Annotated in this window: 21 protein-coding genes; 14 read left to right on the top strand and 7 right to left on the bottom strand. The window is 74.1% G+C overall.

Annotation, left to right across the window (positions count from 1 at the left end; genetic code table 11):
• Positions 1-63: 63 nt before the first annotated feature.
• On the bottom strand, positions 64-1,431 hold the full coding sequence (locus tag ANAEK_RS17195) for a sigma-54 dependent transcriptional regulator (protein WP_012527406.1): 1,368 nt from the start codon (positions 1,429-1,431) through the stop codon (positions 64-66).
• Positions 1,432-1,582: 151 nt separating this feature from the next.
• On the opposite strand from ANAEK_RS17195, the gene ANAEK_RS17190 reads away from it, so the two are divergent.
• The 3 genes from ANAEK_RS17190 (at position 1,583) to ANAEK_RS17180 (ending at position 3,756) form a co-directional block, all read left to right on the top strand.
• On the top strand, positions 1,583-2,281 hold the full coding sequence (locus ANAEK_RS17190) for an OmpA family protein (RefSeq protein WP_232288258.1): 699 nt from the start codon (positions 1,583-1,585) through the stop codon (positions 2,279-2,281).
• Entirely contained in the window at positions 2,278-3,123 is an 846-nt protein-coding gene (locus tag ANAEK_RS17185) for a tol-pal system YbgF family protein (RefSeq protein WP_012527404.1), read from the top strand. The genes ANAEK_RS17190 and ANAEK_RS17185 overlap by 4 nt, the downstream gene beginning before the upstream one ends.
• Positions 3,124-3,210: 87 nt before the next feature.
• Positions 3,211-3,756, top strand: coding sequence for a general secretion pathway protein GspE (locus ANAEK_RS17180; protein WP_012527403.1), 546 nt, complete (start codon positions 3,211-3,213; stop codon positions 3,754-3,756).
• Between the two features lie 28 nt (positions 3,757-3,784).
• On the opposite strand, the gene ANAEK_RS17175 is transcribed toward ANAEK_RS17180, so the two are convergent.
• Both ANAEK_RS17175 and ANAEK_RS17170 read right to left on the bottom strand, forming a co-directional pair.
• Positions 3,785-5,449: a sigma 54-interacting transcriptional regulator gene (locus ANAEK_RS17175; protein WP_012527402.1), complete on the bottom strand. Its 1,665-nt coding sequence runs from the start codon at positions 5,447-5,449 to the stop codon at positions 3,785-3,787.
• A gap of 101 nt (positions 5,450-5,550) precedes the next feature.
• On the bottom strand, positions 5,551-6,375 hold the full coding sequence (locus ANAEK_RS17170; protein WP_012527401.1) for a lipopolysaccharide assembly protein LapB: 825 nt from the start codon (positions 6,373-6,375) through the stop codon (positions 5,551-5,553).
• A 153-nt stretch (positions 6,376-6,528) separates the two neighbouring features.
• Between ANAEK_RS17170 and ANAEK_RS17165 the strand changes: the two genes are divergently transcribed.
• Together ANAEK_RS17165 and ANAEK_RS17160 are read left to right on the top strand one after the other, a co-directional pair.
• Positions 6,529-7,029 carry a hypothetical protein gene (locus tag ANAEK_RS17165; protein WP_012527400.1) on the top strand — a complete coding sequence of 167 codons (501 nt, stop codon included), beginning with the start codon at positions 6,529-6,531 and terminating at the stop codon, positions 7,027-7,029.
• A gap of 55 nt (positions 7,030-7,084) precedes the next feature.
• A complete protein-coding gene (locus tag ANAEK_RS17160) occupies positions 7,085-8,053 on the top strand; it encodes a homoserine kinase (RefSeq protein ID WP_012527399.1) in 969 nt (322 codons plus the stop codon).
• A gap of 4 nt (positions 8,054-8,057) precedes the next feature.
• Here ANAEK_RS17160 and ANAEK_RS17155 read toward each other — a convergent pair whose 3' ends face one another.
• On the bottom strand, positions 8,058-8,519 hold the full coding sequence (locus ANAEK_RS17155) for a nuclear transport factor 2 family protein (RefSeq protein WP_012527398.1): 462 nt from the start codon (positions 8,517-8,519) through the stop codon (positions 8,058-8,060).
• Between the two features lie 109 nt (positions 8,520-8,628).
• Here ANAEK_RS17155 and ANAEK_RS17150 point away from each other — a divergent pair, with 109 nt between their 5' ends.
• A complete protein-coding gene (locus tag ANAEK_RS17150; RefSeq protein ID WP_012527397.1) occupies positions 8,629-9,087 on the top strand; it encodes a hypothetical protein in 459 nt (152 codons plus the stop codon).
• 13 nt (positions 9,088-9,100) lie between these two features.
• Here ANAEK_RS17150 and ANAEK_RS17145 read toward each other — a convergent pair whose 3' ends face one another.
• Positions 9,101-11,362 (bottom strand): type VI secretion system protein, encoded by a 2,262-nt coding sequence (locus ANAEK_RS17145; RefSeq protein WP_012527396.1) that lies wholly within the window; start codon positions 11,360-11,362, stop codon positions 9,101-9,103.
• Positions 11,363-11,427: 65 nt separating this feature from the next.
• On the opposite strand from ANAEK_RS17145, the gene ANAEK_RS17140 reads away from it, so the two are divergent.
• Positions 11,428-11,793, top strand: a complete 366-nt coding sequence (locus ANAEK_RS17140; RefSeq protein ID WP_012527395.1) for a TIGR02266 family protein — start codon at positions 11,428-11,430, stop codon at positions 11,791-11,793.
• Positions 11,794-11,845: 52 nt separating this feature from the next.
• Here ANAEK_RS17140 and ANAEK_RS17135 read toward each other — a convergent pair whose 3' ends face one another.
• Together ANAEK_RS17135 and cglC are read right to left on the bottom strand one after the other, a co-directional pair.
• Positions 11,846-12,304 carry a DUF192 domain-containing protein gene (locus tag ANAEK_RS17135; protein ID WP_012527394.1) on the bottom strand — a complete coding sequence of 153 codons (459 nt, stop codon included), beginning with the start codon at positions 12,302-12,304 and terminating at the stop codon, positions 11,846-11,848.
• A complete protein-coding gene (gene cglC / locus ANAEK_RS17130) occupies positions 12,301-12,720 on the bottom strand; it encodes an adventurous gliding motility lipoprotein CglC (RefSeq protein WP_012527393.1) in 420 nt (139 codons plus the stop codon). The genes ANAEK_RS17135 and cglC overlap by 4 nt, the downstream gene beginning before the upstream one ends.
• 165 nt (positions 12,721-12,885) lie before the next feature.
• Between cglC and ANAEK_RS17125 the strand changes: the two genes are divergently transcribed.
• The 7 genes from ANAEK_RS17125 to gltG all read left to right on the top strand — a co-directional run bounded on the left by ANAEK_RS17125 (position 12,886) and on the right by gltG (position 23,670).
• On the top strand, positions 12,886-13,740 hold the full coding sequence (locus ANAEK_RS17125; RefSeq protein WP_012527392.1) for an outer membrane beta-barrel domain-containing protein: 855 nt from the start codon (positions 12,886-12,888) through the stop codon (positions 13,738-13,740).
• Entirely contained in the window at positions 13,737-14,522 is a 786-nt protein-coding gene (locus ANAEK_RS17120; protein ID WP_012527391.1) for an outer membrane beta-barrel domain-containing protein, read from the top strand. Before ANAEK_RS17125 ends, ANAEK_RS17120 begins: the two co-directional genes overlap by 4 nt.
• Before the next feature lie 6 nt (positions 14,523-14,528).
• Positions 14,529-16,271 carry an adventurous gliding motility protein GltC gene (gene gltC / locus ANAEK_RS17115; protein ID WP_012527390.1) on the top strand — a complete coding sequence of 581 codons (1,743 nt, stop codon included), beginning with the start codon at positions 14,529-14,531 and terminating at the stop codon, positions 16,269-16,271.
• Positions 16,272-16,295: 24 nt separating this feature from the next.
• Positions 16,296-19,874 (top strand): tetratricopeptide repeat protein, encoded by a 3,579-nt coding sequence (locus ANAEK_RS17110; protein ID WP_012527389.1) that lies wholly within the window; start codon positions 16,296-16,298, stop codon positions 19,872-19,874.
• A complete protein-coding gene (gltE, locus tag ANAEK_RS17105) occupies positions 19,871-21,232 on the top strand; it encodes an adventurous gliding motility TPR repeat lipoprotein GltE (protein WP_012527388.1) in 1,362 nt (453 codons plus the stop codon). The genes ANAEK_RS17110 and gltE overlap by 4 nt, the downstream gene beginning before the upstream one ends.
• Positions 21,233-21,321: 89 nt before the next feature.
• A complete protein-coding gene (cglF, locus tag ANAEK_RS17100) occupies positions 21,322-21,591 on the top strand; it encodes an adventurous gliding motility protein CglF (RefSeq protein WP_012527387.1) in 270 nt (89 codons plus the stop codon).
• A gap of 30 nt (positions 21,592-21,621) precedes the next feature.
• Positions 21,622-23,670 (top strand): adventurous gliding motility protein GltG, encoded by a 2,049-nt coding sequence (gltG, locus tag ANAEK_RS17095; protein WP_012527386.1) that lies wholly within the window; start codon positions 21,622-21,624, stop codon positions 23,668-23,670.
• The last annotated feature ends 4 nt before the right edge of the window (positions 23,671-23,674 follow it).

The raw sequence follows: 23,674 nt of genomic DNA, 5'->3' as shown, positions 1-23,674 counted from the left end.
GTGTCCGCCGCGACACGGCCGCCGTGGCCGCGGCGACACGGCCGGGCGGGGGCGGGCGGGCGGCTACTCGGCGCCGCGCTTGATGCCGAGCGCGCGCATCTTCTTGTAGAGGTGGCTCCGCTCCAGGCCGAGGGCGCGGGCCGTGTCCGACACGTTGTCCTGGTGCGCCTCGAGGGCCGCGAGCACGATCTCGCGCTCCGCCTCCTCGACCAGCTCGTGGAACGCGGCGCCGGCGCGCAGGCGATCGCCCCGCGGGCGGCGGGCGCCGGGCAGCATCGCCACCACGTCCTCGGCGCCGATCTCCGGGCCGTCGCAGAGGATGGCGAGCCGCTCCACCAGGTTGCGCAGCTCGCGCACGTTGCCGGGCCAGTCGTGCGTCTGGAGCGCGGCGACCGCCTCGCGGCCGAGGCGCATGGCGCGGCGGCCGTTCCGCTCGCAGGCCTCGCCCAGGAAGCGCGCCGCCAGCTCGGGCACGTCCTCCTTGTGGTCGCGCAGCGCCGGGGTGTGGATGGGCACGACGTTGAGCCGGTAGTAGAGGTCCTCGCGGAACCGGCCCGCGGCCACCTCGGCCTGCAGGTCCTTGTTGGTGGCGGCCACCACGCGCACGTCGCAGCGCAGCGTCTGCTGGCCGCCCACCCGCTCCAGCTCGCCCTCCTGCAGCACGCGCAGCACCTTCGCCTGCATGGCGGCGGGCATGTCGCCCACCTCGTCGAGGAACAGCGTGCCCCCGTCGGCCTGCTCGAACCGGCCGCGCCGCGCCGCCACCGCGCCGGTGAACGCGCCGCGCTCGTGGCCGAACAGCTCGCTCTCGATCAGCTCGGCCGGCACCGCGGCGCAGTTCAGCTTCACGAAGGGGCGCTCGCGCCGCCGCGACTGCTCGTGGATGGCGCGGGCCACCAGCTCCTTGCCGGTGCCGTTCTCGCCGGTGATGAGCACGCGGCCCTCGGACGGCGCGGTGCGGCGCACCAGGTCGAACAGCCGCTGCATGGCCGGGCCGCCGCCGATCATCTCGAGCTGGCCCTGGCCCGCCGCACGGCGCAGCGCCGCGTTCTCGGCGCGGAGCGACTCGAGCGCGAGCGCGTTCTTCACCGCGACGAGCAGCTTCTCCTTCTCCGTGATGGGCTTCTCGAGGTAGTCGAACGCGCCGAGCTTGAAGGCGCTGCGCACGGTGTCGATCGAGCCGTGCCCGGACATGATCACGATGGGCAGCTCCGGGCGGGTCTCGCGTGCCCGCTGGAGGACTGCCAGTCCGTCCAGGTCGGGCATCCGCACATCCATGACCACCACGTCCACCGGGAGTGCGGCGATCTTCTCGAGCGCCTCGCGGCCGCCGGAGGCCGTCTCGACCGCGTAGCCCTCCATGGAGAGCGCGCGCGAGAGCGTGACCTGGATGTTGCGTTCGTCGTCCACGACGAGCACCGTCGCCGGCATGCGGGGATGTTAATCCCGGATGGTTCCGCGACGAGGAAATCCTTTGACAGGCGTTCCGAATGGAGCCAATAAGCGGGCGTCCCCAAGTTCCCAGACTTGTCATTTTCGAATGGAGGTCGTCATGCGTCGTGTTCTCCTTCTCGCCCTGACCGTGTCAGGTGCCCTCGTCCTCGGCGGCTGTCCGTCGAAGCCGAAGAACGGTGAGTGCAAGACCAGCCAGGACTGCGCCGAGCAGGAGGGGTACGGCAAGGTCTGCGTCGAGGGCCGCTGCCAGGAGTGCGGCGCCGACTCCGACTGCAAGGAGGGCTTCGTGTGCCGCGCGAACGCGTGCGTTCCGAAGCCCCAGTGCGCGGCCGACACCGACTGCCCCGCCGGCCAGACCTGCCAGGGCGAGCGCTGCGTGGCCCGCGAGCCCGGCTCCTGCGCGTCGGATCGCGACTGCGGCGCCGGTGAGAAGTGCCAGGCCGGCCGCTGCGCCGCCGCCGCCCCCGAGGCGTCCGTTCCGCCCGAGTGCGCCGACGTCACCGCGTTCAGCGTCCACTTCGCCTTCGACCGCTCGAACCTGACCCCCGAGTCGCAGCAGAACCTGCAGAAGCTGGCCGACTGCCTGAAGCAGGCCCCGGCGAAGCGCGTGCTCGTGCAGGGCAACTGCGACGAGCGCGGCACCGCGCAGTACAACGTCGCGCTCGGCAACCGCCGCGCGGAGTCGGCCAAGAAGTACCTGACCGACCTCGGCGTCAGCACCTCCGTCGACACGGTCAGCTACGGCGAGGAGAAGCCGGTCTGCTCCGAGGCGACCGAGGCCTGCTGGTCCAAGAACCGCCGCGACGACTTCCAGATCGAGCGGTGAGCCTCCGCACCTCCATCCTCCGGGCCGCCGCGCCGGCGCTCGCGCTCCTGCTGACCGCATGCTGGGTCCCGCTGGAGCGCGGGCGTCAGATGGAGGCGCGCCTCGACCGGCTCGAGGCGGACTCCGCCGAGCAGCAGCGGGTCGTCGCCGATCGCGTCGCCGCCGTCGATCGCAAGATCGTCGAGGTGCAGCAGAAGATCGACGAGCTGAACCGCGCCGCCCGGCGGAGCGGCGCCGATCTCGGGGTCTCCCTCCAGCGCCTGCAGGACGAGTTCACGCGCGTGAAGGGCGACCTCGAGGTCGAGCAGCACCGCCTCGGCCAGCTCGAGAAGTCCGTCGGCGCCCTGTCCGATCGCACCGACAAGCGCTTCGCGGCCCTCCGCGGCCGCGGCGCGCTCGACGAGCTCGAGGCGAAGGAGCGGATCGACACGCTCGAGCGGCCGGACGACAAGGTCTCCTTCCTCGCGCTCGCGCAGAAGGAGGAGGCGACCGGCGACAAGAGCGTCGCGCGGACGCTGTACGACGAGTACGTGCGCCGCTGGCCGGCGGACGCCATGGCGCCCGAGGCCGCCTTCCACTCCGCCGAGCTCTCGATGGAGCAGAAGCGCTGGCGCGAGGCCCTGGTCTCGTACGGCTGGATCTACGAGAAGGCGCCGCGCTCCGAGCGCGCGCCCGACGCGATGCTGGGCATCGCCCGGGCCATGCTCGAGGTGGACGAGCTGAAGAAGGACGCCCCCGGCGTGCTGAAGGAGCTCGTGGCGAAGTTCCCCAGGTCGGACGCCGCCGCGCAGGCCAGGAAGCTCCAGGCCGACCTCGCCCCGAAGAAGCCGCGCCGCAAGTAGGCGCGTTCCGCTCACATCCCCCCGAGGTAGGTGGTACACTCCGTCCCGTTCGGAGTGTGTGTTCCACCGTCCGTGGAGGGTGTTGCGATGGCGAGGATGCGGATCGGCGAGCTGCTCGTGGCGCAGGGCGCCATCGACGCGGTCCAGCTCGAGAGCGCGCTCGCGCACCAGCGCCGCTGGGGCGGGCGCCTCGGCCGCAGCATCGTCAGCCTCGGGTTCCTGGGCGAGCCGGTCGTGCTCGGCGCGGTGGGCGCGCAGCTCGGGGTGCCGTTCATGGAGATCGGCGACCGGCACGTGCCGCCGGCGGTCCTTCGCCTGCTGCCCGAGAAGCTCATCCGCACCCGGAACGTGCTGCCGCTCTCGCGCGTGAACGAGCCCCGCGGCGCGGCGGTGGTGGTCGCGCTGGCGGACCCGGGGGACCTCGGCATCCTGGACGAGATCACCTTCGCGACCGGCCTGCGGGTCAAGCCGGTGCTGGCCGCCGACGACGACCTCACCCGGGCCATCGCGCGCCTGCTGGACGGCGCGACGTTCCGGCCCGGCGGCTTCGCGTACCGCCCGGACGCGGTGGACCTGCCCGAGGACACGAGCCCGTTGACGCTGCTGCGTCGGGGCGACGGCTGGATGCATTGAGATCGACGAGGGCTGCTGCGCCCTCGCGTCAGGCCACCTCGGCCTCGTCGTCGGGCTCGGGATCCGGCGCCTCGCCCGGCGGCCGGCCCTCGTCGTGCAGGCCCCACTGGCCGATGCGCTTCATCACGGTGCTCTTGGCGATGCGCAGCTCCTTCACCACCGCGGCGCGCTTGCCGCGGTTGCGGCGCAGGGACAGGCGGATCGCCTCCCGCTCGATCTCCTCCAGCGTGAGGCCGCGCACGTAGAGCGTGTCGTCGTCGCCGCCGTCGGCGGGCGTGGCGCGCGTGTCCTCGAAGGTGACCGCCGCCGGCCCGATGGCCAGCCCCTCGCCCCGGAACAGGAGCGCGCGCTGCACCACGTTCCGGAGCTGCCGGACGTTCCCGGGCCAGTCGTACGCCTCGAGCTTCGCGAGCGCCTCCTCGCTCCAGCGCAGCGCCACGCCGCGCGGCGCCGCGCGCGCCAGGAACGTCTCCGCCAGCTCCCGCACGTCGCCGGCGCGCCGGCGCAGCGGCGGGACGGTGATGGGCACCACGCAGAGCCGGTAGAACAGGTCCTCGCGGAACCGCCCGGCGCGCACCTGCGCGCGCAGGTCGCGGTGGGTGGCGGCCACGATGCGCACGCTCACCTGGATCGGCCTGGACGCGCCCACCCGCTTCACCTCGCCCAGCTCGAGCACGCGGAGCAGCTTCGGCTGCAGGTCGAGCGGGAGCTCGCCGATCTCGTCCAGGAACAGCGTGCCGCGGTCGGCCTCCTCGAAGGCGCCCTTGCGCATGCGCTCCGCGCCGGAGAACGCGCCCTTCTCGTGGCCGAACAGCTCGGACTCGATGAGCGTCTCGGCGATGGCCGAGCAGTTCACCGGGATGAACGGCCCGTCGCGCCGCGCGGAGCGCGCGTGCAGCGCGCGGGCGAACAGCTCCTTGCCGGTGCCGGTCTCGCCGAGGATGGTCACCGCCGCCTCCGACGGGCCGACCCGCTCCACCAGCTCGAACGCCTGCCGCATGGCGGCGTCGCGCGAGATCATCCCCTCGAACGCCTCGGCGCGGGCGGGCTCGGGCGCCTCGCGCGGCTCGAGCACGATCTCCGCGTCCCCGAGCTGCACCGGCAGGCCGAACGGCAGCTCCGCGCGCGTCACCCGCGCGCCGCTGATGAACGTGCCGTTCGTCGAGCCGAGGTCCACGAGCGCCCACCGGACGCCGCGCGCCTCGACGCGCAGGTGGCGGGCCGAGACGAACGCATCGTCGAGCGGCGCGTCGCAGGTCGGGTCCTTGCCCACCACCACGCCCGCGGCGGTGACCGGGACGGTGCGCTCGCGGCCGCCGGCGCGGAGCCGGAGCCGCGCGGGCGGCGGCGCCCCGGCCGGCGGCTCGTCGTGCGCGCGCAGCCGCGTCTCGCCCGCGCCCGGCGCGACGCCCTCGGTCGCGCGGAAGAGCGCCCGCCAGGCGCCGAGCGCGAGGTCGGCGCCGTCGGCGAGCCGCGCCTCGCGCACCGGCGCCCCGCCCATCGCGGTGCCCGCGCCGGACCGGTCCACCAGCCACCACCCGTCGGCGCGCCGCTCCACCACCGCCTGCACGCGGGCGAGCGCGGGATCGGGCAGCGAGACGTCGCACTCGGGGCCGCTGCCCAGCGCGGTGCGATCGGTCAGGGTGACGCGCAGCAGCTCCTCGCCGTGGCGGAAGAAGGCAAGCTCGGGCATGCGCCCGAGGCTAGCCAACCCCGCGCCCCGGGTGAAGGTCCGCCCTCTGCCCCGGGTGCGGCCATACGGGGAGTGCGTGGCTGACCCGGGCAGCCGGAGCGCTACCCGCGGGCCAGCTCCTCGAACTCCGCGTTGCCCTTCAGGCCGTCGAACATCGGGTCGGTCCGGAGCCAGCCCCGCACCTTCTCGGCGTCCTGGGCCAGCGCCTTGCGCAGCGCCTCCAGCGCCGGGGCCGGCTTGCCCCAGAGCGCGTACAGCGCCGCCACGTCGTAGTTGAGGAGCAGGTCGTCCGGCTTCAGCGCCGCGGCCCGCGCGTAGGCGCGCTCGGCCTCGGCGTAGAAGCCCTTCTGCGCGTAGCAGATGCCCAGGTCCAGCTCGGCCTCGAAGTTGGACGGCTCGAGCCGCACGACCTCCTTGAGGTGGGCGATGGCGGCGCGGTAGTCGCCATCGTCCATGAGCAGGCCGGCCAGCTCGTGCCGCGGGAACGGGTCGGACGGCTCGAGCTCGATGGCGACGCCGAGCTCCTTCACCGCCTCCTCCGTCTTCCCCTGGTCGGCCAGCGTCAGCCCGAGGTTCAGGTGCGCGTCGGGGTGGTCGGGCTCGAGCTGGATCGCGTCCTGGTACTCGACGACCGCCATGTCCGGCCCGTGCGTGGCGAGGAAGCAGGCCAGGTTGTAGTGCGCGGTGGCGCTGTCCGGCTCGAGCCGGAGCGCGGTGAGGTACTCGTTCAGCGCCTCGCGGTAGAGCTTCTTCTCCGAGTACACCGTCGCGAGGTTGTCGTGCGCGTGCGCGGAGCTGGGGTCGAGCTCGATCGCCTTGTGGAACTCGTTGATGGCCTCGTCGAGCCAGCCGCGGTCGGCGAGCTCGATGCCGCGCGAGTTGTGCGCGTCGGACAGGGCGATGGGGTCCTTCTTGTCGCGGCTCACGGCGGCGGAGTGTACTTTCGTTTCGCCCGGAACAGGGGCGCGGAGGTCGGCTGGAGCGAATCTAACCGGCGCCGGCGCCCCGGGGCCAGGGACGGAGAGGGCGGACGGGCGGGCGCCCGGGAGGCGAGGGTGAGGCGAAGGAGCGCGTGGTGGATGGCGATCGCGCTGGCGATCGCGGCGGCCGGCGCCGCCTGGTGGTGGGGCCGCGGCGAGGAGGACGACGAGGCGCGCATCCGCCGCTTGGTGGACGGCTCCGCCGCGGCGGTCGCGTCCCGCGACGTGAACGCGGTGGTGGCGCCGCTGTCGGAGCGGTTCGGGGGGCACGGCCTCGATCGCGCCGGCGCGAAGCAGCTCGTCGCGTTCGAGGTGCTGCGCGGCGCCTGGGTCTCGGCCGCGGTGGCCGGCGCGACCGTGGCGGTGGACGGGGATCGCGCCGCGGCGCAGGTGGACGCGGTGCTGTCGCGCGCGGCGGGCCGGGGGAAGGCGCTCGCGGATCTCCTCCCCGGCGAGGGCACCGCGCACCGCTTCGCGCTGCGGCTCGAGCGCGAGGCGGACGGTTGGCGCGTGGTCGAGGCGGCGTGGCGGCCCATCACGCTCGCCGAGGCACTGGCGGGGCCGCCGCCGGCGACGCTCCCGCCGGCCCCGGACCGTTGACGGGGACGACCCTGGAGGGCATGCTCCGCCTCCCGGCTCCGGCCGGCCTCGACCCATGGCCCTCTACACCGTCCTCTCCAGCGAGCAGATCGCCGCCGCGGTCCGGAGCTTCGGGCTCCCCGCGCCGGACCGCGTCCAGCCGGAGCCGAAGGGCAGCGTCAACACGAACTACCACCTGTGGACCGGCGGCGAGCGCTGGTTCCTGCGGCTGAACGAGGGCAAGACCGACGCCGACGTGCGGTTCGAGGCCGAGGTCCAGCGCTACCTCCACGAGGCCCGGTTCCCGGTGGCCCGCCTGCGCCTCGCGGCGGACGGACGGCCCTGGGTGCCGGTCGAGGGCAAGCAGGCGATGCTGTTCGCCTACGCGGCCGGCGAGGAGATCTCGCGCGACGCCGCCGGCCCCGAGCGCTGCCGGCGCGTGGGCGAGCAGCTCGGGCGGCTGCACGAGCTGGCGTCGGGCTTCGTGCCGGAGCGCCGCAACCCGTACGCGCCGGAGCGCGTGCGCGGGTGGATCTCGGAGCTGCGGCCGGACGGCGGGGGCGACGCCGACGTGCGGGCGGCGCTGCCGATGCTGGAGGACGAGCTGGCGCGCGCGGAGCGGCTCCCCGGCGCGCCGCGCGGGCTGGTCCACGGCGACCTGTTCATCGACAACGTGCTCTGGATCGGCGACCGCGTCGGCGCGGTGCTCGACTGGGAGATGAGCTGCGTGGACCCGTTCGCCTACGACCTCGGGGTCGCGGTGAACGCCTGGTGCTACGTGGATCGCTACGACCCGGCGCGCGCCGCCGCGCTGCTCGCCGGCTACCGCGCGAGGCGCCGGCTCGAGCCGGAGACCGCGGACGCGCTCTACCCGTGGGCGCGCTACGCCGCGCTGCGCTTCACCGCCTCGCGCATCCACGCGTTCCACCGCGCCGCGCTCGGCGCCGACCGGCTGGCCTGGAAGGACTGGAGGCGCTACCGCGACCGGCTCGCCGCGCTGCGCGACCTGGGCGAGGGCGGGTTCCGGGCGCTGCTCGGCGTCTGACCGGCTACAGCCCGGCGGTGAACAGCCAGCGCCCGTCCACCTTGCGCAGGTGCATGCGGTGCACGTCGGAGTCGCGCCGCGGCACCACGCCGGACGCGGTCTTCACCCGGTACCACCCGTCGTAGAACACCTCGGCGATGGCGCGGTCGCCCTGGACCTCGATCTTGCGGACCTGGATCTCCAGCTTCAGCGCGTCCACCTTCGCGAGGTCCTCGGGCAGCGTGCGCGCGAGCGTGGCGCGGTCCACGTCGTCCTCCGGCGCGGGCGTGGCGGCGTCGTCGAAGTAGTCCGGCGCGGCGAGCGCGACCACCGCGGCCGCGTCGCGGCGGCCCATGGCCTGGACGTACTGCTGGATGGCCTCGAAGACCCCGCGGTTGTCCCGGGTGTCCTCGATGTTGGTGCCGGGGAGCTGGCGCGCTGCGCAGGCCGTGGCCAGGGCGAGCAGGAGGGCGAGGCGCTTCGTCATGCGCGCGACTTTGTCCCGCCCGAGGTGCCGCGTCAATCTTCTCGGGCCTTTCCGGGGCGCCGCGGCGGGCCGTTGCCGGCGCGCTTTCCCGCCGCATACATTCCCGGCGATGGCCGATCCTAGCCTCGCCTCGCTCCGCACGTTCTTCGAGACCGCCCCCGCCGCCCGCAAGGCCACCCGGCCGCTGGCTCGCGGCGCGCGCGTGAACCTGGCGCTCGACGGCGGCCCGGCCCGCTTCACCATGGCGAGCGGCGGGCCCGCGGTGGAGGACGGCGCGGCGCCCGACCCGGACTTCACGCTCACCCTGCCGGCCGCGGCGGTGGAGCGGATCACGGGGCTGCGCTCCGACGACGTGGGCGAGTTCGGCGTGGAGTTCTTCAAGCTGGTGATCGAGCGCGACCCGGCCGTGAAGGTGCGCGTTCGGGTGGACGCGTCCACGGCGCGGCTGCTGGAGCACGGGTACCTGGGCGTGCTCGCGGTCGGCGGGATGAAGGTCGGCTGGTGGCTGCTGAAGAAGGGCGTGAAGAACCCGAAGGCGGCCATCGACCGGCTGCGCGGCGGCGTCTGATCGCGCCCGCGCGTCAGCGCGCGGCGGCTCGGTCCGCGGCCACGAACGCGCAGCGGCGCAGCCCCGCCTCCAGGCGCTCGCGCTCCGCCTCCGAGCCGGCGCGCGCCAGCGCCGCCCGGAGCGCCTCCTCGCCCGCGCCGACCTCGCCGGCGGCGCAGGCCGCCTCGCCGCCGGCCGCGCGCGCCTCGGCCGCGAGCTCGGGCGGGAGGCCGCCCGCCGCGGCGCGGGCGAGCAGGGCCGCCGCCGGCGCCGCCTCGCCGCGGATCCCGTGCGCGCGCCCGACCAGGTACGCCGCGAGCGGCGCGTCCACCGCCGCGGTGCGGGCGAGCGCGAGCGTCGCGTCGCCGAGGCCGAGCAGGTAGGGCAGGGCGGCGGCGGCGAGCCGCGGGTCGCGCAGCGCCGCGAGCTTGGCCGAGAGGAGCCGCGCCTCGCCGCGGTCCGGGCCCGCGCCGAGCGCCGCCGCCCAGCCGGCCGCGGCCGCGGCGGCGTCGCCCTGCCGCCAGCGGACGTCCGCCTCGGCGGCGGCGAGCGCGCCCTGCAGCGCACCCTGGCCCTCGCCCTGGGCCCGGGCCTCCGCGTACGCCGCGAGCGCGCCCGCGAGGTCGCCGGACCGCGCCCGCGCGTCGCCGCGCGCCTTCGCGGCCCACGGCGAGCCGGTCAGCGCGCCGGCGCGGCGGTACAGGTCGCAGGCCTCCTCGGTCCGCCCGGCGGCCGCCGCGGCGCCGGCGCCCGCCTCCAGCGCCGCCGCCTCGCGCGCGCAGCGGCGCGTGAACAGGCTGCCGCGCGCGAGCCGCGCCTCGGCCTCGCGCCGGAGCCCCTCCGGCACGGCCACGCCGTCGAGGAAGCGCTGCCACTCGTCCACCAGCGCCGGCAGCGGGCGGCCCAGCGCGGCGGCGACGTCGCCGGTGGCGTAGGCGCGCGCCACCGGCGCCGGGCCGTGCCGCGCGAGCAGGAACGCGAGGAAGCTCCCGGCCGCGGTGTACGCCCGCGCCGGCGCCTGGCTCCAGAAGCCGCCCGGGCCCACGATCGCCGGCAGGTCCGGGAGCCGGCCCTGGTCGCGCGCCGCCCGGGACCACTCGTGCACCGTCCAGGCGCCGCGCGGCACCTCGAGCGCCACCGCCAGCCCTTCCACCAGGCCCGCGGACACCAGCACGCCGGCCCGCGCCGGGACGCGCAGCGGGCCGGGCGCGAGCGCCGAGGCGACCGCGTGGACCACCTCGTGGCGCAGCACCGGGTGCGGGAGCGGCGCGTCGCCGAGGTGGATCTCGGCGCGCCAGGGCTTGGTGAAGTCGGTGCCGGCCGCGCCCACCAGGCGCCGCTTCTCCTCGGCGCTCCGGTACACGTACACCGTCACCCGCGGCGGCCGCTCGATCCCGAGCGCGCGCGCCACCTCGGCCACGTGGAACTCGCACTCCGCCAGCAGCTCGGCGGCGGCCGCCTCCGGCTTCTCCGAGGGGAGCACGAGCGTGCAGCGCGGGCCCTCGCGGACGCCGCCCAGCGCGCGCGCCACCGTCTCGCGCGAGCCGTCCAGCCCGAGCGCGGCGCGGGCGCCCCGCGCGGCGGCGACCGCGCCCGCCGCCGCGGCGAGCGCGAGCAGGACCCCGGCCAGCCGGCGCCGCGTGCGCCGCGGCCGGAGCGCGAGCTCGGCCGCCGCGGCCACCGCCGCGGCGAGCGCGGTGGCCTCGAGGGCGCCGAGCACCACCCGCCCGTCCACCCGGAGCGCCTCGTCGTAGAGCGGGCCGGGCCAGGCGCCGAGCAGCGGGCTCCAGGCGAACGCGGCCGGGCCGGCGTACGCGCCCCGGAGCGCCACGCCCAGCGCCGCCAGCACGACCAGCGCGTACAGGGCCGCGGCCGGGCCGGCGCGGCCGCGGGCCAGGAACGCGGCCGCGGCGCCCAGGGCGGCGGCGAGCAGCGCGGACGGGACGGCGAGCAGCGGGAAGAAGCCGGCGGCGGCGAGGGCGCTGCACGGCCCGAGCGCGGCCCGGAGCAGGGCGCCCGCGAGCAGCAGCCCGAGCAGGCCCGCCGCGACCGCGCCCGCCGCGGCGGCGGCGGCCGCGGGCGACGGCTCCGGGCGGGCCCGGGCGGCGCGCCCCGCCGCGATCCCGAGCCAGGGGCCGAGGACGAGCGCCGCGAGCAGCGCGCCGGCCTCGCCCAGCTCGTACCCCGGCGCGTCGAGCAGCGGGAGCGAGCCGCTCGCCAGCCCCAGCGCCGCGAGCAGCGCCGCGGCGCCGCGCACCGCGCGCCGGCGGATCAGCGCCTGGAGGAGATCGAGCATCGCGTCCCGCCGATATCGGCGCCGCCGCTACCGGCCGCGCCAGCCCCGGGATAACATGGCGCGCGATGCCGGAGAACCGCGAGCACGCGCGCGCGCCCATCGAGCTGAAGGTCGACTACAAGAAGCTGAACAGCTTCTTCGCCGACTACACGAAGAACATCTCGAAGGGCGGCACGTTCATCAAGACCCGGAAGACGCTTCCCGTCGGGACGCGCTTCGTGTTCCGGCTCGCGGTGCCGGGGCGCCCGGCGGCGTTCGAGCTGAACGGCGAGGTGGTGCACGCGAGCGCGCAGGGCGAGGAGGCGGGGATGGGCATCCGCTTCGTCTGGTCCGACGAGCGCCTCCGCGCCGACTTCGAGAGCACGGTGGAGCGCCTGATGTCCGAGAGCCTCGGGCCGCTGCTGGCGAAGCGGCTGCTGAGGAAGGGCTAGCGTCGCGGCCCGGCGCGGCCTCGCCGCGCCCGCGAGGTCACGGGCCCCGCGCTCAATACAGCACGTTCTCGAAGCGCACCCGGTCGCCGGCCTTCACGCCGTGCGCCGCGGCCCAGCCGCCGTTCACCTCGAGCACGTAGCGGCTCGGCACGCCCACGTCGCGGGGCGAGAGGGTGAGGGGCTCGGCCCGCTCCACCACGCCGACCACGCGGCCGGCGTCATCGACGAAGATCATGTCGAGGGGGATGAGCGTGTTGCGCATCCAGAACGTGTGGAGCTCGCTCTCCTCGAACACGAACAGCATCCCGGCGTCCGCGGCGAGGGAGGAGCGCTCCATGAGGCCGCGCGTGCGCGAGGCCTCGTCGCGCGCGACCTCGACGCGGACCGCGTGGCTCGCGCCGGCCGCGGTCTCGACGATGACGCGCGGGGCGGGGCGCGCCGGCTCGGGTGCCTTGGGAGAGGCACACGCCAGCGCGGCGGCGAGCACGACCACGGCGCGGGCGCCGATCACTGCCGCGGGACGACGCAGTAGGACGAGTACTGCGTCTCGCCCAGGTAGCGCTGGCGGGTCGTCTCGTCGAGGCTGGCCAGGAACGCCGGGTCGAGCACCACCTGGTCGCAGACCAGGCCGGTCTCGGACTTGTAGCAGTCCTGATCGGAGACGCACGGCTTCGAGCAGTATCCGCACGAATCACCGGAGCAGCCGCCGTACTTGGAGCCTTCCGGGGCCGGTGAGACGATGCAGATGAGGTCCTCGCAGCCGATGTTGCCGGACTCGAAGTAGTCGCCGGAAGCGGTCTGCGGGCTCGGCGGGTCGCCGCTCCCCCACGAGAGCTTGCAGCGCTCCCCGACGTTCGGGTTCTGGCAAGCGGTGAGCGCTGCGGCAGAGGCGAGCGCGGCGATCAATCGGATGACCTGGGGACGCATGATTGTGGGAATCGTTAGCACGCACCTCGCGACTCGACAAGGAAGGCTCTCGACCCGCTACAAGCGCCTACAGACGCACAGAATCACGCATTTCTGCGCGGTACGCTCCGTTGCTCCTCCCATTTGCTTTGGCTAGGATGCCCCGTGTACGTGGGACGCCATCGAATGAGAAAACATCTCGCATATGCCTGGTTGCTCGTCGTGGTGGTCCCGCTGTCCGGGGCCGCCCAGGACCTTCCAGGGCTCGATCTGAGCCAGCCACCTCCGCCCGCGAAGGACGCGGACCCGGTGCGCACGGATGACCTTCCACCGCCCAAGCCGGCCACGCCACCGCCCACCGAGGGCGCGGCGAAGGCCGAGCCGGCGCCGGTGCTGCCCTTCTCCGAGAAGGACGTGGCGCTCGGCGACAAGGTGAAGGCCGTCCAGCGCAAGGGGTTCATGAAGCGCGGGCGCTTCGAGATCGCGCCGATGTTCTCGGCCACGGTGAACGACGCGTTCTACCAGAAGCTCGGCGTCGGCCTGCGGCTCGCGTACAGCGTGCACGACTCCTTCGCCATCGCGGTGCGCGGCGCCTGCTACCGCGAGGACTGGGGCTGCGGCACCTCGCTCCGCACCGACAACGTGCGCGAGGGCAAGCTCGCCTTCCAGAGCCAGCTGCTCACCTCCGATCTGTACGGGCAGGCGATGCTGGCCGGGGTGTGGTCGCCGATCTACGGCAAGGCGGCCTTCCTCAACCAGAGCATCATCCACTTCGACCTGTTCCTCACGGCCGGCTTCGGCGCGGTGTGGACCGCGACCAGCGTCGCGCCGCGCAACGAGGGGCCGCACCTGGCCACCGACCTCGGCGGCGGCGTCCGCTTCTACCCGCGGGAGTGGATGGCGTTCGAGCTCGGCATGCTCGCGACGCTCTACCCCGATCAGCCCGTCGCCTCGGTCCCGAGCACGCTCCAGAAGGTGTTCACCGCGAACGTGGGCTTCTCGTTCTTCTTCCCGACGACGTTCGAGTACGTCCACCCATGACGACCGACGGCCTGACGATCCGATCCCTCGCCGCACGCGCGCTCGCCGCGCTCGCGCTGGCGCTCCTGCTGGCGCCGCTCGCGGCGCGGGCGCAGAGCAAGTCCGACGCCTTCGCCGGCAAGATCCCGCCGGTGTCCGGCGCGCTCTTCCAGAAGGCCGGACGGTTCGAGCTCTCCCTCACCGGCAACCTCTCCCTGAACGACGCGTTCTACGCGAAGCGCTGGGGCGGCCTGAAGCTCGGCTATCACCCGGCGGAGTGGCTCTACGTGGGCGCGGCCGTGGCGGCGGGCAGCTCCACCCGGACCGGCTCCGCGGTGGTGTGCCCCTCCAACGGCGGCTGCCAGGACGCCGCCGACACCCAGCTCTACCAGGTCCCCGGCAACCTCAAGATGGTCACGGGCCTGGAGGTGGGCTGGTCGCCGGTGTACGGCAAGCTCAACGTGTTCGCGGAGCGCGTCGCGCACTTCGACCTCTCGGTGATCGCGGGTGCCGACTGGATCTCCTACGAGGAGGTGCTGTCGGCCACGCAGGCGGAGGCGCTCGCCGTCTCGGGCGGCAAGCCCGGCACGAAGAGCACGATCGGCGGCCACGTGGGGCTCGGCTTCCGCGTGTTCTTCGCCGAGTGGATCGCCGCCCGGCTGGAGTTCAAGGACTACATCTACTCGGTCCCGGTGCCCAACTGGCAGGAGGGCGGCGCGGCCCGGGACGACATCCAGAACCAGCTGTTCACCGAGATCGGGCTGTCGTTCTTCTTCCCGTTCCACAACCGGGCGGGGCACTAGGCCACCATGGCGCGCGCCACCTCCAAGATCCTCCTCGCCGTCGCCGCCCTCGCCGCCGCTCCCGCGGCCGAGGCGCAGCTCGGCATCGATCTCACCGCGCCGGACAAGAAGCCGGCCCCTCCCGCCGCGCAGAAGCGCGACGAGTCGCTCTCGCTCCCCGCGCTCGAGCTCGGCAAGGCCGCGCCCGCCGCCGAGGCGAAGGCGCGGCTCGACGCGGCCAAGCGGCTCCTCGACGAGAAGGCCACCGAGACGGCGGCCCTCGCGTTCGACCAGATCCTGCGCGAGCCGGCGCTGGCCGCCGCGCACGACGAGGCGCGCTACCAGCTCGGCAAGTCGCTCGCGCGCATGGGCCTGCTCCACTCGGCGCTCGCCACCTTCGACGAGATCCTGGCGAAGGGCCCGAGCGGCTCGCGCTTCTACGGCTCCTCGATGGAGTGGCTGTTCTACGCGGGCAACAAGCTCAAGAACGAGCAGCCGCTGCTCTCCCGCGTGGCGAAGCACGCCCGCGACTCGTTCCCGCCCGGCTTCGAGGACCGCTTCCACTTCCTCCTCGCCAAGTACGAGTTCGAGCGCGGCCGCGCGCTCGCCGACGCCGGGCGCGCCGACGAGGCGCGCGGCGCCTGGGGCGAGGCGCGGCGGCTGGTGTCGCTGGTGCGCGAGCAGGCCGGCGCCGCGGCGCCGAAGGGCGACGCCCCGCCGAACGAGCAGGGCGACGTGTACGCGAAGGCGCGGTTCGTGGACGGCCTGGTGCTCTACGCGTCCGGCGACGACGTCGGCGCGTCCGAGGCGTTCAAGCAGGTGGTCCGCCTGACGAACCCGAAGCGCGGCCGGGCCGCCGATCCGCAGCTCCGCGAGCTCGCGTTCCTGCAGCTCGCGCGCATCCACTACCAGAACCGGCAGAACCGCTACGCGATCTTCTACTACGGGAAGATGCCGTGGGGCGGGGAGAGCTGGCTCGAGGGGCTGTGGGAGGCGTCGTACGCCCATTACCGCATCGGCGACTACGAGAAGACGCTCGGCAACCTGCTCACGCTGCAGTCGCCGTACTTCAAGGACGAGTACTTCCCCGAGTCGTACGTCCTGAAGTCCATCGTCTACTACGAGAACTGCCGCTACCCCGAGGCGCGGCGCGTGCTCGAGACGTTCGCCGGGCTGTACCAGCCGGTCTACGACGAGCTGGTGAAGACCACCGCGGCGCAGCGGCCGCCCGCGGCGTACTACGACCTGCTCGACGCGGGCGTGCGCGCCGGCGCCCTCCCGCGCCGCATCATGAAGCTCGCGTTCACCGACCAGAACGTCCGCCAGCTCGCCCAGAGCGTCGCGGAGGTCGAGGACGAGATGGACCGCGGCATCGGCGGGCGGCGCTCCGAGTTCCGCCAGTCGGCGCTGGCCAAGCGGCTGGGCGACCAGCTCCGGGCCGAGAAGGTGGCGCTGGTCGAGGAGGCCGGGGCCCGCACCCGCGCGAAGCTCGAGTGGGAGCGGGACCAGCTCCGCTCGCTGCTGGCGCAGGCGCTCCGCATCAAGATCGAGGTCTCGCGCAAGGAGCGCGAGGCGCTGGAGGGCTCGCTGGCCCGCGGCAGCCAGGTCGAGGTGGTGAAGGACCTGAAGTACTCCTCGGCCGTGTCCGACGAGCACCTGTACTGGCCGTACGAGGGCGAGTTCTGGCGCGACGAGCTCGGCACCTACTCGTACACGCTCACCCGCGGCTGCAAGGACCGCCTCTCGCGGCCCGGCACCGCCTCGAAGTAGGGCTTCACCAGGAGAGACCGAAGCATGACCCGTGCTCTCGCCCTCGGCGCCGTGGTGGTGGCGCTCGCGGCCGGTCCCGCGCGCGCCGCGGATCCGCGCCCGCAGCCCAAGGAGGCGGACCTCGGCCAGAAGCGCCAGGTCGCGCCCGACGCGTCGCTGGGCGGGAGCCTCCAGGCCGCGAAGAAGGTCGCCGAGCCGGGCGGCCCGAAGCTGGACTTCGAGACCTTCCGCAAGAAGGTCGAGGTGGACATCTCGGCCAAGCGCCGCGAGGAGATCGCCAGCCTCCAGCAGCTCATCCAGCTCGGCGGCGGGTCGGCCACCGAGACGCCGCAGTGGTACTTCCGGCTGGCCGAGCTGCTCTGGGAGGAGTCGCAGTACTTCTTCTTCGAGGCGAACCGCCGGGACGACCGCATCATCGAGATCGGCACGTCGAACCCGGGCGAGGTGGGCCGGCTGCAGGAGGAGAAGAAGGGGCTCGACCAGCAGTCGCGGCGCCTGCAGGAGCAGGCGGTGGCGCTCTACAAGGCCATCATCTCGCGCTACCCGAGCTACCCGCGCCTGGACGAGGTCCTCTACTTCCTGGGCGAGAACCTCTCCCGCCGCGACCGCAACGACCCCGACGCGCTGAAGGCGTACCGCGCCCTCATCCAGAAGTTCCCGAGCTCGCGCTACGTGCCCGACGCGTGGATGGCGTTCGGCGAGTACTACTTCGAGCGGGCCAACAAGAACGACCGCAACGGCAACCTGCGCAAGGCGCTCGAGTCCTACCGCAAGGCCGCCGAGTACCAGGAGAGCTCGGTCTACGGCTACGCGCTCTACAAGCAGGGCTGGGTCCACTACAACCTCGGCAACTGGAGCGAGGCGCTGGAGCTGTTCCGCGGGGTCATCTTCTTCGGCGAGATGCCCACGAGCACGGTGCCCGCCGACCGCAAGCTCGCGCTGGTGAAGGAGGCGCGGAAGGACTACGTCCGCACCTACAGCCACGTCGGCTCGGCCGAGGGCGCCTGGGACGACTTCCGGCGCGTCGGCGGCCAGACCGGCTGGTGGGACATGCTGAAGTCCCTGGCCGGCCTGTACTTCGACGAGGGCAAGGATCGCGACGCGGTGCTGGTCTACCACCGCATGATCCAGGAGAAGCCGCTCTCGGTGGAGGCGCCGTTCTTCCAGTCGCGCATCGTCACCTGCGCCGGCCGCATGGGGCGCAAGGACGCCGCGGTGGCCCAGGCGCACGTCTTCGTGCGGATGCTCCGCGACATCGAGGCGTCGGCCGAGGGCAAGGACCCGAAGAACGCGAAGGTGCTGAAGGACGCGCGGCGCGACGCCGAGTCCACCCTGCGCATCCTCGCGGTGCAGTACCACAACGAGTGGAAGAAGACGCGCGACGACCCGGTCGCCGGCTACGCCGCCGCCGTCTACAAGGACTACCTCGACGTCTTCCCGGGCGAGCCGCCCGCCTACGAGATGCGGTTCTTCCACGCCGAGCTGCTCTACGCGCTGGCGGACTTCGAGGCCGCCGGCGCGGAGTACGAGCGCGTGGCGCTCGCCGACGTCCAGGCGCTCAAGGCGAAGCCGCAGGCCGGGCAGCCGGCGCCGAAGCCGGGCAAGTTCTTCAAGGACGCGCTCGAGAACGCGGTGTTCGCCTACGACCTCGTCGCGAAGAAGCTCGACGAGACCGAGAAGCGCCAGCCCTCGGACCCGAAGAAGAAGCTCGCGATGGCGCCGCAGCGGCAGAAGCTGGCCGAGGCGTGCCAGCGCTACCTCGAGTACCAGCCCCGCGGCGAGAAGTGGGTGGAGGTCGCCTACAAGCTCGCGAACCTGCACTACCGCCACAACGCGTTCGGCGAGGCGAGCGACCTGTTCACGCGCATCGCGCTCGACCACCCGCAGCACGAGCTGGCCGGCTACTCCGCGAACCTGGTGCTGGACGCGTACAACCTGCTCGGCGACTGGCGCAACGTGAACGGCTGGGCGAAGCGGTTCTACGACAACCGCGCGCTCATCGCCGCCCACCCGCAGCTCAAGGACGACCTCTCCCGCGTCATCGAGCAGAGCGCGTTCAAGGTGATCGAGGAGAAGGAGAAGGCCCAGGACTTCGTGGGCGCGGCCGAGCAGTACCTCGCGTTCGCGCGCGACTGGCCCACCTCCCGCCTCGCCCCCACCGCCTACTACAACGCGTCGGTGGACTACGTCCGGGCCCACCGGCTCGACCGCGCCATGGAGATCCGCGAGCAGTTCCTGCAGCGGTACCCGACGCACACGCTCGCGCCGAAGTCGCTCTACGACAACGCCGAGGCGTACGAGGCGGTGGCGGACTTCGGGCGCGCCGCGGACCACTACGAGCGGTACTTCCAGGCCTGGCGCGCCGCCAGCCGGCGCGAGCCGCCGCCCGCCGCGAAGGGCAAGGCCAGGGCGCGCGGCAAGGCCGCCGCCGCCGTCGCCGAGGCGCCGGCCGGGCCGCCCGCGGTGTACGAGGAGAAGAAGGCGAACGACGCCATCGTGAACGCGGCGGTGTTCCGCGCCGGCCTGCGCGAGTGGGCCAAGGCCGAGGCCGCCACCCGGGCGTACCTCGACACCTGGCCGAACGGCCCCGACGCGCGGCGGATGTTCCGCTCGCTCGCCGACCTCTACGGCAAGCAGGGCCAGGCCAGCCGCGAGCTGCGCCAGCTCGAGGAGTTCCAGCTGAAGTACGCGCGCGACCCGGAGGACTGGATGGACGCGCAGCAGCGCATCGCCGCGATCCAGGAGAAGTCCGGCAACGGCGCCGCCGCGCAGCGCACCTACCAGGCCGGCTACGCCTACTGGCGGCGGAACCGGGACAAGGTGAAGGAGCGCGGCCTCGGGCTGGTGGCGCAGGCGATGTACCTCGAGCTCGAGGACGACTTCGGCAAGTACGACAAGATCACGCTCGACGTGGCGCCGAACTACCTGAAGGCCCAGCTGCAGGTGAAGGGGCGCAAGCTGAAGCAGCTCGAGGACGCCTACGGCGAGGTGGTGAAGCTGAAGCAGGCCGGCCCCGCCATCTGCGCGCTGTACAAGATCGGCCTCGGGTACGAGCGCTTCGCCCGCGCGCTCCACGCCGCGCCCATCCCCCGCGAGATCCGCGGCAACAAGGCGTTCGTGGAGGAGTACCGGGCCCAGCTCACGCAGGCGTCCGAGCCGCTCGAGCGCAAGGCGGTGGAGGGCTTCGAGCTCGCCGCGAACGCGTCGCGCGACTACGGCGTGGTGAACGCGTGCGCCCGCGACGCCTCGGCCATGCTCGCGAAGGCGAAGCCGGATCAGGCCGGCGCGGCCTCGGCCGAGGTCGTCCCGCCGGTCCCCGCGCCGCCGATCGCCGAGGCGCCGAAGGGCTACGGCATCCTGGCCGAGATCCAGCCGGTGCAGTCCCGCCCCGCGGCCGGCGCGCCGCGCGCCGCCGAGGCGCCGCTGCCGGTGCTCCGCCTCCAGCCGGCCGGTGCCCGCAGCGCCGCGGCCGAGCCCGGCGATCCGCGCCCCGGCCGCACGGCCGCCGAGCCCGCCGACGCGCGCTCCGGCCGCGCCGACGCCGAGCCGCAGCTCCCCCGCCGCAAGAAGGGCGGCGACGAGGACGAGGACCTCCTGCCGTGACCCACGCGCGCACCGCTTCCCTGCTGCTCCTGCTCGCCGCCGCCGGCTGCGCCGGCTCGCGCGCGAGCGCCCCGGCGCCGGCGTCCGGCGCCCGCCCCGCGGGGCTCCCCGCCGACGCGGCCGAGGCGCTCTCGGCGCGCGCGCAGCGGCTCTACGCCGAGGCCGTCCAGGCGCAGGAGGACCAGCGCCGGCTCAAGGTGCCCACCGACTGGGCGGTCCTCGAGCGCAAGTGGCGCGCGGTGCTCGACGCGGGCGAGGTCGCCGAGGCGCGGCACAACCTGGGCGTCGCGCTCGAGGCGCAGGGGCGCGTGGACGAGGCGCGGGCCGAGTACCAGAAGGCCCTCGCGGCGAAGCCCGGCCTGCGCCAGTCGGCGGTGAACCTGGGCGTGCTGCTCGAGAAGCAGGGCGACCTGGCCGGCGCGCAGTCGATCTACGCGGCGGTGGTGCGCGACTTCCCCGAGGACGCCCGCGCGCGCGAGCGGCTCGCCGCGATGTACCGCGACGCCGGCCAGCTCGACGAGGCGTGGCGGCTGGCCCGCGAGGCCCTGCTGCGCGACTCGCGCTCGGTGGGCGCGTACGTGGTGATGGCGCGGGTCTCGCTGCAGCGCGGCAACCTGGACGTCGCGCAGCTCATCCTGCTGCGCGCGCAGAAGCTCGCGCCCTCCGAGCCGGAGCTGCCCTTCCTCGCCGGCGAGGTGCTCGCGAAGCAGGGCGACGTCGAGGCGGCCGCCGTGCAGTGGCGCAAGGCGCTCGCCCTGGACGACGGGTACCTGCCGGCGCGCCGCGCGCTGCTCGACGCCGCCGTGAAGGGCCGCCGCTGGCCGGTGGTGGCGGAGCACGCGCAGGCCATGGTGCACGCGGATCCCAAGAACGCGGCGGCCTGGCTGGCGCTGGGCGTCGCGAAGCGCCACCAGGACAAGCCGGACGAGGCGCTCGCCGCGTACGCGAAGGCGCAGGAGGCGTCCGGCGACGCGCTGCCGGAGGTGCACCTCGCCCGCGGCGTCCTGTTCATGCGCGTGAAGAACGAGTGCGAGCCGGCGCTCGAGGAGCTCCGCGCCTACGGCCGGATGGTGGGGCCGGTGGCGTCCGCCGACTCGCCGGCGCTCAAGCTCCAGCGGGAGTGCGAGCAGATCGTGGCCGAGAACAAGCGGGCGCAGGAGGCCGCGAAGGAGATGCAGCGGGACGCGGAGCGCAAGGCGGCGGAGGCCGCCGCGCGCAAGGCCGCGGCGGCCGCGCCCGCCGTCGCGCCTGCCGCCGCCGGGGCAGGGGCGGGGGCGGGGAAGAGCGAGCCGGGGGAGCCGGGTACCGGTGCGGGCGGAGGTGCCGCGCCCACATCGCCCCCGAACCCGTCACGGTGAGCGCGAAGGTCGGTTCCGGAGCACAGCCGTTGCTACTTGCACCACCGGCCGCGGTGATAGCCTCGGCCAACGAGAATCGGGGTTCCAAGATGCGAATGCTTCTGCTCACGCTGGTGCTCGGCCTTCCCCTCGCGACGTCCGCCCAGTCGACGGGCCAGGGGGCGGCCCAGCAGCCTCAGGGCAAGGTCGAGTACGAGAAGAAGACGGTGATCAACTTCGAGGACGACACCATCGAGGGCGACCTGAAGCGGCCCGACGGCGAGTACGTGGAGTCGCGCCAGAAGGTGGACCACTCCAACCTCATCAAGATCCGCGAGGACTGGCGCGACAAGGTGATGCAGGCATCCGGCGACCTGTAGCCGGCACCCACGGCGACCACCCGGGAGACCATGGCCACCCCCATCACCCTCAAGGTGTTCCGCGGCAACGAGCTCGTGCGCAGCGAGCAGTTCAGCCGCGAGATCATCAAGATCGGACGCCTCGCGTCGGCGCACCTGGTGCTCGACGACGAGAAGGTCTCGCGCATCCACTCGGTGATCGAGGTCTCGCCGGACGGCGCCATCTCCATCATCGACATGGGCAGCGCCGAGGGGACCTTCGTCAACGGCAAGAAGGTCAGCCGCGGCGCGCTGCGCGCCGGCGACCAGATCACGCTCGGCGGCCTCCTCATCGTGGTGGAGGGCGCGGCGGCGGAGGTGCCGGCGCCGGCGAACGCGGCGGTGCCCGCGGCCGAGACGGTGAACCACGCGGTCGCCGCGCCCGCGGCGGCCCGCCCGGCCAAGGTGAACGGCAACGGCGTGAACGGTCACGGGCACGCGCACCCCGAGCTGCCGGCGCCCGCCCCCGCTGCGGCGGTCGGCGCCGCCGAGGTGGCGCCGGTCGCGGCCGCCCCGCTCGTCGCCGCGGCCGCTGCGGTCGCCGCGGCCCCCGCGACGTCGCCGCGGCCGGAGCCCGAGCCCGCCGCGGCCCCCGCGCCCGCGCCCGCGCCGCGACGGTCCGCCGAGCCGCGCCGCCGCGCCGCGCTCCGTCCCGCCGACGCCGCCGCCGCCGAGGATCTCTCGGCGGTCGCCGACCTCGGGGTCGAGCTGCGCGTGCTCTGGGGCGACACGCTGCTCGACGCCGCCACGTTCGTGCGGCCGAAGCAGCCGGTGCTGGTGGGCGACGGCGAGAAGTGCAGCCTGCGCGTGGAGGGGCTGCCGCTCGCCGAGTTCCCGATGCTCCGCTTCGAGGACGGCGACTACAAGTTCGCGTTCGGCTCCGGGATGACCGGGGTGGTGGACGAGCGCGGGCAGCGCACGGCGTTCGGCGAGCTGGTGAAGTCGCGCAAGGCCGCCAGCGACGAGAAGGTGAAGGGCGCCTACTGGATCCCGGTGCCCCGCGCCGGCGCGGTCCGCGCCGAGGTGGGCAGCCGCCTCGCCATCGAGGCGCGCCCGAAGAAGCCGGAGCCGGTGAAGCCCGTCCCGCTCTGGGACCGCGTCAACTACCGGCTGCTCAACCTGTTCCTGGTGCTGTTCTTCATCCAGTCCGGGTTCATCGTCGCGGCGAACAACTTCCCGTACGACACCGACGTCCTGGCCGACGACCTGTTCAAGAACCCGTCCCGGATGGCGAAGTTCATCATCAAGCCCCCCGAGGCGAAGCCGAAGAAGCTCGAGAAGCTCGCCGGCGGCACGCAGAAGGACGATCCGGGCGAGATGGCCGAGAAGCACAAGGGCGACGAGGGCAAGATGGGCAAGCGGGACGCGCCCAAGTCGAACGCCCGGTCCGCGCCGCGCGCCATCGACCCGAACGCCAAGGACGTCGTGAAGAGCACCGGCCTGCTCGGCGCGCTCGGGCGCGGCGGCGGCGGGCTCTCCACCGTGTTCGGCTCGGGCGGCCTGGGCGGCGACCTGAAGGGCGCGGTCGGCAACATGTTCGGACCGGTGGTCGGCGACGCGCAGGGCCTGGGCGGCCTGGGCATCCGCGGCTCCGGCTCGGGCGGCGGCGGCTCCGGCGAGACCATCGGCATCGGCGCCGTCGGCACGAAGGGCCGCGGCGGCGGGCTCGGCACGTACGGCACCGGCGTGGGCGGCCTCGGCAAGAAGGGCGACCGCGACATCAGCATCGGCACCGGCGCCGCCCAGGTCATGGGATCGATCGACAAGGAGCTGGTCCGCAAGGTCATCCAGGACCACGCCGCGCAGATCCGCTACTGCTACGAGCAGCAGCTCGCCATCAACCCGCGGCTCGCGGGCAAGGTGTCGATCAAGTGGGTCATCCAGGCCGACGGCAGCGCCACCAGCCCGCAGGTGGACTCCGGGGCGACCACGCTCGAGGACGCCAAGGTCCACGACTGCATGATGAGCCGCATCACCAGCTGGCAGTTCCCCAAGCCCAAGGGCGGCGGCATCGCCGTCATCACCTACCCCTGGATCCTCCGGTCCGCCGGCGGCGAATAGGAGG

It is taken from the genome of Anaeromyxobacter sp. K (assembly GCF_000020805.1).
GTDB lineage: Bacteria > Myxococcota > Myxococcia > Myxococcales > Anaeromyxobacteraceae > Anaeromyxobacter > Anaeromyxobacter dehalogenans.
The sequence above is the reverse complement of the archived record's forward strand: the minus strand, read 5'-3'. Positions and strand labels throughout refer to the sequence as shown.

Bases quoted from the DNA above. Each gene is read 5' to 3' on its own strand.
- ANAEK_RS17150 (WP_012527397.1), top strand. From the start codon at position 8,629: ATGGCCGATCCTAGCCTCGCCTCGCTCCGCACGTTCTTCGAGACCGCC.
- gltG (WP_012527386.1), top strand. From the start codon at position 21,622: ATGGCCACCCCCATCACCCTCAAGGTGTTCCGCGGCAACGAGCTCGTG.
- ANAEK_RS17175 (WP_012527402.1), bottom strand. From the start codon at position 5,449: ATGCCCGAGCTTGCCTTCTTCCGCCACGGCGAGGAGCTGCTGCGCGTC.
- ANAEK_RS17160 (WP_012527399.1), top strand. From the start codon at position 7,085: ATGGCCCTCTACACCGTCCTCTCCAGCGAGCAGATCGCCGCCGCGGTC.
- ANAEK_RS17110 (WP_012527389.1), top strand. From the start codon at position 16,296: ATGACCCGTGCTCTCGCCCTCGGCGCCGTGGTGGTGGCGCTCGCGGCC.
- gltC (WP_012527390.1), top strand. From the start codon at position 14,529: ATGGCGCGCGCCACCTCCAAGATCCTCCTCGCCGTCGCCGCCCTCGCC.
- ANAEK_RS17165 (WP_012527400.1), top strand. From the start codon at position 6,529: ATGGCGATCGCGCTGGCGATCGCGGCGGCCGGCGCCGCCTGGTGGTGG.
- ANAEK_RS17195 (WP_012527406.1), bottom strand. From the start codon at position 1,431: ATGCCGGCGACGGTGCTCGTCGTGGACGACGAACGCAACATCCAGGTC.
- cglC (WP_012527393.1), bottom strand. From the start codon at position 12,720: ATGCGTCCCCAGGTCATCCGATTGATCGCCGCGCTCGCCTCTGCCGCA.
- ANAEK_RS17125 (WP_012527392.1), top strand. From the start codon at position 12,886: ATGAGAAAACATCTCGCATATGCCTGGTTGCTCGTCGTGGTGGTCCCG.
- ANAEK_RS17145 (WP_012527396.1), bottom strand. From the start codon at position 11,362: ATGCTCGATCTCCTCCAGGCGCTGATCCGCCGGCGCGCGGTGCGCGGC.
- ANAEK_RS17140 (WP_012527395.1), top strand. From the start codon at position 11,428: ATGCCGGAGAACCGCGAGCACGCGCGCGCGCCCATCGAGCTGAAGGTC.
- cglF (WP_012527387.1), top strand. From the start codon at position 21,322: ATGCGAATGCTTCTGCTCACGCTGGTGCTCGGCCTTCCCCTCGCGACG.
- ANAEK_RS17155 (WP_012527398.1), bottom strand. From the start codon at position 8,519: ATGACGAAGCGCCTCGCCCTCCTGCTCGCCCTGGCCACGGCCTGCGCA.
- ANAEK_RS17120 (WP_012527391.1), top strand. From the start codon at position 13,737: ATGACGACCGACGGCCTGACGATCCGATCCCTCGCCGCACGCGCGCTC.
- ANAEK_RS17180 (WP_012527403.1), top strand. From the start codon at position 3,211: ATGGCGAGGATGCGGATCGGCGAGCTGCTCGTGGCGCAGGGCGCCATC.